The sequence below is a fragment of the Bradyrhizobium sp. Leo170 genome (assembly GCF_004296405.1).
GTDB lineage: Bacteria > Pseudomonadota > Alphaproteobacteria > Rhizobiales > Xanthobacteraceae > Bradyrhizobium.
In genome coordinates this window covers 1-5,911 of record NZ_PSRR01000443.1, presented here as the reverse complement: position 1 = coordinate 5,911, position 5,911 = coordinate 1, and the positions used below count along the sequence as shown (strand labels likewise).

At 64.6% G+C, this 5,911-nt stretch carries 3 protein-coding genes and 1 pseudogene; 3 read left to right on the top strand and 1 reads right to left on the bottom strand.

Annotated elements, in window-relative coordinates:
- Positions 1-133: pseudogene (locus CWO89_RS48535) on the bottom strand (transcriptional regulator); the annotation flags it as partial.
- Positions 134-319: 186 nt separating this feature from the next.
- Here CWO89_RS48535 and CWO89_RS39865 point away from each other — a divergent pair.
- From CWO89_RS39865 to CWO89_RS39855, 3 genes are all read left to right on the top strand, one after another.
- Complete coding sequence (locus CWO89_RS39865; protein ID WP_130583761.1) at positions 320-2,587, top strand: marine proteobacterial sortase target protein; 2,268 nt, start codon at positions 320-322, stop codon at positions 2,585-2,587.
- A gap of 188 nt (positions 2,588-2,775) precedes the next feature.
- Entirely contained in the window at positions 2,776-3,363 is a 588-nt protein-coding gene (locus CWO89_RS39860) for a class GN sortase (RefSeq protein WP_130583760.1), read from the top strand.
- A gap of 149 nt (positions 3,364-3,512) precedes the next feature.
- Positions 3,513-5,735, top strand: a complete 2,223-nt coding sequence (locus tag CWO89_RS39855) for an acetate--CoA ligase family protein (protein ID WP_130583759.1) — start codon at positions 3,513-3,515, stop codon at positions 5,733-5,735.
- The last annotated feature ends 176 nt before the right edge of the window (positions 5,736-5,911 follow it).

Below are 5,911 nucleotides of genomic sequence, written 5' to 3'. Positions count from 1 at the left end.
ATGTCGAGAGGCTGAGCTTGGCCTGCTCGGCCAGCGCCTGCCGCGAGATGCGCCGGCGCGCCAGTTCCTCGCGGATCAGCTCCGCGATCTGCCGGCTTTGTTCTTCGGAGAGCTGCTTGTCCGGCGTCGGCATCGTCACCCCATGCTGATTCACGCCGACTCTACCAGACCGCACATTTCAGCACAAAACCGCACAAAGCCGCCGACAGCGCGGCGTGCGGCGCCCGGCGGCGGCTGAACAATGCCGATCATTCTGCTCGCGCCTCGAGGCACTTTCCCGAAGATTTTGCACGTCCAAGACGTTCCTCGGGAGAAGGAAATGACGACGTACGATTGTATCGTGACCAGCCGCCCGCGCCTGTCGCGCAAGATGCGGATAGCGCTGTTTTTCGTGGTGGAAGGCGTTGCCGCGCTCATCATCGGGTTCGCGGCATTGTTTGTGAACTTCGCGCCGGCGTGGTCGGTAGAGATCAAGCCGCCGGCAGCGTTCATCAAGCCGGGCGACGCCCGTTCCGGCTCGCTGCTGCTGAAGACCGACGAGGGATATGACGATGCCGTCAGGCTCGGCACCGATGTCGACCTCACGGTGTCAGGCCCGACCGTCCGCGCCCGCGTCACCCAGATCTTCCGCAACCCGACCAAGGACTGGGTTGAAGCGGTTTACGTCTATCCGCTGCCGGCAGGCGGCGCGGTCGACACGCTGAAGATGGTGGTCGGCGATCGCATCGTGGTCGGCGATATCAAGGAGCGCAAGCAGGCGCGCATCATCTATGAGCAGGCCAAGCAGAACGGCCAGAAGGCCGCGCTGATCGAACAGGAGCGACCGAACATCTTCACCAACTCGGTCGCCAATATCGGCCCGGGCGAAACCGTGCTGGTGCAGATCGAATATCAGGAGCCGGTGCAGCAGTCCGGCAACGAATTCTCGCTGCGCGTGCCGATGGTGGTCGCGCCGCGTTACAATCCGAAGCCGCTCGTGCAGAGCGTCGACCTCCGTCCAGATGGCGGCGGCTGGGGTGCGACGAAGTCTGATCCCGTTCCGGATCGCGACCACATCACGCCGCCGGTGCTCGATCCGGCCGAGCATGCGCCGGTTAATCCGACCAACATCACCGTTCGCCTGCAGGCCGGCTTCCCACTCGGCGAGGTGAAGAGCCATCATCACACCGTGAAGATCGAAGACGTCGACGACGCGACGCGGATTATCAGGCTCACCGATGGTCCGGTGCCTGCGGACCGCGATTTCGAGCTGACCTGGAGGCCTGCCGCCGAGAAGGCTCCGTCGGTCGGGCTGTTCCGCGAGCGTGTCGGCGACGCCGACTATCTGCTCGCGTTCGTTACCCCGCCTGCCGTCGAGCAGGCCGAGCAGAAGCCACGGCCGCGCGAAGTGATCTTCGTGATCGACAATTCCGGCTCCATGGGCGGCACCTCGATCGTGCAGGCGAAAGCGAGCCTGACTTACGCGCTCGGCCGGCTGCAGCCGAACGATCGTTTCAACGTGATCCGTTTCGACAACACCATGGACGTGCTGTTCCCATCGGCGGTGCCGGCGGACAGCGAGCATCTCGGCCGCGCCACCGCCTTCGTGAGCGCGCTGCAGGCCAATGGCGGCACCGAGATGGTGCCGGCGATGCGGGCGGCGCTGACGGATCGCTCGAACAGCGATTCCGATCATGTCCGCCAGGTGGTGTTCCTGACCGATGGCGCCATCGGCAACGAACAGCAATTGTTCGAGACGATCACGGCGATGCGCGGCCGCTCCCGCATCTTCATGGTCGGCATCGGCTCGGCGCCCAACACCTATCTGATGACGCGCGCCGCCGAGCTCGGCCGCGGCGCCTTCACCCATATCGGCTCCACCGACCAGGTCGAGGAGCGCATGCGTTCGCTGTTCGCGAAGCTCGAGAATCCCGCGGTGACCAGTCTCTCCGCCAAATTCTCCGACGCACATGCCGAGGTTACGCCGGCGATCCTTCCCGACCTCTATCGCGGCGAGCCGCTGGTGCTGGCGGCCAAACTCGACAAGCTCGCGGGCTCCGTCGAGATCAAGGGCCGCATCGGCGACCGCCCCTGGCTCGTGACGCTGCCGCTGGCGAACGCCGCCGAAGGCAAGGGCCTGTCGAAGCTGTGGGCGCGGCGCAAGATCGACGACGCCGAGGTTGCGCGCACCACGCGGCAGGCGAGTCCTGAGGACGCCGACAAAACCATCCTGGCGCTGGCGCTCGAGCATCAGCTCGTGACGCGGCTGACCAGCCTGGTTGCGGTCGACAAGACCCCAAGCCGGCCCGACGGCGAGCCGCTGAAAGTGAGCGAATTGCCGCTCAACCTACCCGCTGGCTGGGATTTCGCGAAAGTCTTCGGCGAGCGCCCGCAATTGCCGGCGGCACCGACCGAGCGGCGCGTGGAAGGCGATGGACGGGTGCAGGTCGCAGCCCTGAAGCGCCCGGCGGTGGTGCAGGCGCCCGACGCGATCAAGCTGCCGAAGACCGCGACCGACGCCGAACTGAAGATGATCGCCGGCGCGATCCTGCTCACGCTGAGCCTGCTCCTGTTCGCATTCATCCGGCGTCGGAACTTCGCCCGCTGATGCCGAATGAAAAGAGGAGGCGCCCCCACCTCCTCTTGGCGCGCGCGGCCTCCCGTCCCCGAGGGCCGCGCGCGACTCTTTCCACACGCGTCATTGCGAGCGCAGCGAAGCAATCCATGTCACCGCTTGTGGAGAGATGGGTTGCTTCGTCGCTGCGCTCCTCGCAATGACGTCGGAGTATCGGTCAAATGCCGCGTTTCCTTGCCCCTCTCCTCCTCGCCCTCCTCGGCCTAATCCTGTTCGGCCAAGGCGCCTACATCCACGCCAAAGCCCTCCTCGCGCAGGTGCTGCTCGAACGTGCCTTCACCCAAACCATCGCCACCGGGCATCCGACAAAACCGTGGTCATGGGCCGACACCTGGCCGGTCGCGCGCATCGAGGTGAAGCGGCTCAATGCCAGTGCCATCGTGCTCGCGGGCTCGAGCGGCCAGGCGCTCGCGTTCGGCCCGGGCCAAGTCGAGCTCACACCCGAGGCCGGCGAACGCGGCGTTGCCGTCTATTCCGCGCATCGCGACACCCATTTCCGCTTCCTGAAGGACGTCGTGATCGGCGACGAGATCGACGTCACCCGCAGCGATGGCAAGACCTTCCGCTATCGCGCCGACGCCAGCTCGGTGGTGCGCTTCGATGCCTCCGGCATCGATCCATTGTCGAGCGGATATGAGCTGGTGCTCTCGACCTGCTGGCCATTCGACGCGCTGACATCGGGGCCGGAACGCTATCTGCTGCGCGCGACGATGATCGAATCCGGCCCCTCGCGGATGACAACACCGTGAATATTGTCCGTGCGGTGGGATATCGCATCAACGCGTAGCGGCATGCAGCCAGTGTGAGTTGCCACGCTCGGCAAGCCCCAATAGAAATAACAAAAAACATGGCGCACGGTGTTCGCTGCAGCGCCGCAGGAAACGACAAGGCGAGGTCCATGGAAGCACAGTTCAGCCCCGCATCCGCTCCGACAGAGAAATGGTCGCCGTCGCGTGATGCCAGCGACGTGGTCAAGCGGATCCATGCGATGCTGCACCCGCGCAACATCGTGCTGGTTGGCGCCACGGACAAGCCCGGTAATTACGCCGAGCGGATCTGGAACAACCTGATCAAATACGGATATCGCGGCGGGCTTTATCCCGTAAACACCAAGCGCGAGACGATCTGGGGCGTCACCTGCTACAAGGATTTTGCGAGCCTCCCCGACAAGCCTGATCATGTGCTGGTGCTGGTGCCGGCGCGCTTTGCGGTGCAGGTGATCCGCGATGCGGCCGCCGCCGGCGCGCGCTCCGCCACCATCGTCACCTCTGGCTTCAGCGAGTTGCAGGACGAAGAAAGCCAACGGCTCGCGGTGGAATTGAAACAGGCGGTGCAGGAGACCGGGCTTGCGGTGACTGGACCCAATTGCCTGGGAAACTTGAGCGCCGGCGAAAACCTCTTCACCAATATCGACGACCGCATCGTCACCATGGAAGCCGGACCGGTGGCGATCGCCGGCCAATCCGGTGCGATCGTGATGGCGATCCGCCAGACGCTGGAGGATCGCGGCGTCGGTGTCGGCTACATGGTGACGACCGGCAATGAGAGCGGGCTGACCACACCCGACCTGATGAACTATTTCGCCGCCGATCCGAGCGTTCGCGTCATCGTGGTCTACCTGGAAGGCGTGCGAAACACGAAGGCGTTCCGCGATGCCTGCAAGGCCGCTCGCGCCGCCGGCAAGCCGGTGATCGCGCTGAAGCTCGGCGCCTCCGAAGGCGGCCGCGCCGCGGCGATGGCGCATACCGGCGCGCTCGCCGGCTCGATCGAGACCTTTGACGCGATCTCGACCCGCGAGGGCGTGATCCGCGTCCGCGGCCTGGATGAATTGATCGAGACCACCGAATGCTTCGTGCATGCCGATCTGCCGAAGGGCAACCGGCTCGCCGCGGTGTCGCTGTCCGGCGGCAAGCGCGGGCTGCTGATCGACGCGTTCTATTCGGCCGGACTGAATTTCGCGCCGCTCAGCCCGAACGCGACCGAACAGCTCGCGAAGATGCTTGGCCCCGGCAGCATTGTCGGCAATCCGCTGGACGCCGGCTTTGCCGCCGTGGTCGATCCCTCCGTCTACATGAAGTCGATCAAGATCATGATCGACGATCCCGACACCGATATCGTGATCATCGATGCCGAACTGCCGAAGGCGCCGCATGAACTGCGCGAGCGCAATCTTCGCATCGTCAACGAGATGGCCGGCCAAGCCGGCAAGCCCGTGATCTATATCAGCGCGATGTCGATCGGCTTCACCGAACATACCAAGGCGCTGCGCAAGACGCTCCCCAATGTCGCCGTGCTGCAGGGGCTCGACCGCGCGGTCGGCGCGATCAAGTCGCTGATCGAATACGCGCAGTTGCGCAAGGAAGTGCCTGACATCGTCTCGAGTTCGACGGCATCCGCGCGCGCGATGCTGGAGAAGGCGCTGAACGGCGCCAACGGCGCCGCGGCGCTCGACGAGGTCGCCTCGAAAAAGCTGCTCAAGGCTTACGGCATTCCGATCTCGAAGGAGGAGCTCGCGCAGACGGCGACGGAGGCGGCGACCATTGCCCGGAAGATCGGCTTTCCCGTGGTCGCGAAGGTGGTCAGCCCTGATATCCTGCACAAGACCGATATCGGCGGCGTGGTGCTGAACCTCAACAGCGCGGCAGAGGTGAAGAAGGCGTTCAATGAGATCACGGCGCGGGTCAGGAAGCTCAAGAACAAGCCGAAGCTCGAGGGCATCCTGATCGCGCAACAAGTAAAGGGCGATCTTGAGCTCGTGGTCGGCGCCTCGCTCGATGCCGAGATGGGGCCGGTGGTGCTGTTCGGCACCGGCGGCGTCGATATCGAATTATTGAAGGACGTCGCACTCGCCGGTGCACCGCTCGATGCGGAAGAGGCAAAGCAGCTCATCGCGAAGACAAAAGCCGGCATCAAGCTGAAGGGCTATCGCGGCAAGCCGGCACTGCACGAGGCCTCCGCGGTGAAGGCCCTGGTCGGCCTCTCCAACCTGATCGCCGACGCCGGCAACCGCATCGCCTCGATCGACATCAATCCGTTCCTGATCAACACGAAGCTCGGCATCGCCGTGGATGCGCTGATCGTGCTGAACAACGCCGCTGCGAACAAGGCGGCGGGGCATTGATCGCCTCTCGTCATGCGCGGGCTTGACCCGCGCATCCATCAAGAAATGAGTCTTGCGGGGGAGGATGGATTGCCGGGTCAAGCCCGGCAATGACGGCCGGGTTGTAGGGTGGGCAAAGCGAAGCGTGCCCACCTTTACTTGCACCGACCGTGAATGGTGGGCACGCTGCGCTTTGC

Bases quoted from the DNA above. Each gene is read 5' to 3' on its own strand.
- CWO89_RS39865 (WP_130583761.1), top strand. From the start codon at position 320: ATGACGACGTACGATTGTATCGTGACCAGCCGCCCGCGCCTGTCGCGC.
- CWO89_RS39860 (WP_130583760.1), top strand. From the start codon at position 2,776: ATGCCGCGTTTCCTTGCCCCTCTCCTCCTCGCCCTCCTCGGCCTAATC.
- CWO89_RS39855 (WP_130583759.1), top strand. From the start codon at position 3,513: ATGGAAGCACAGTTCAGCCCCGCATCCGCTCCGACAGAGAAATGGTCG.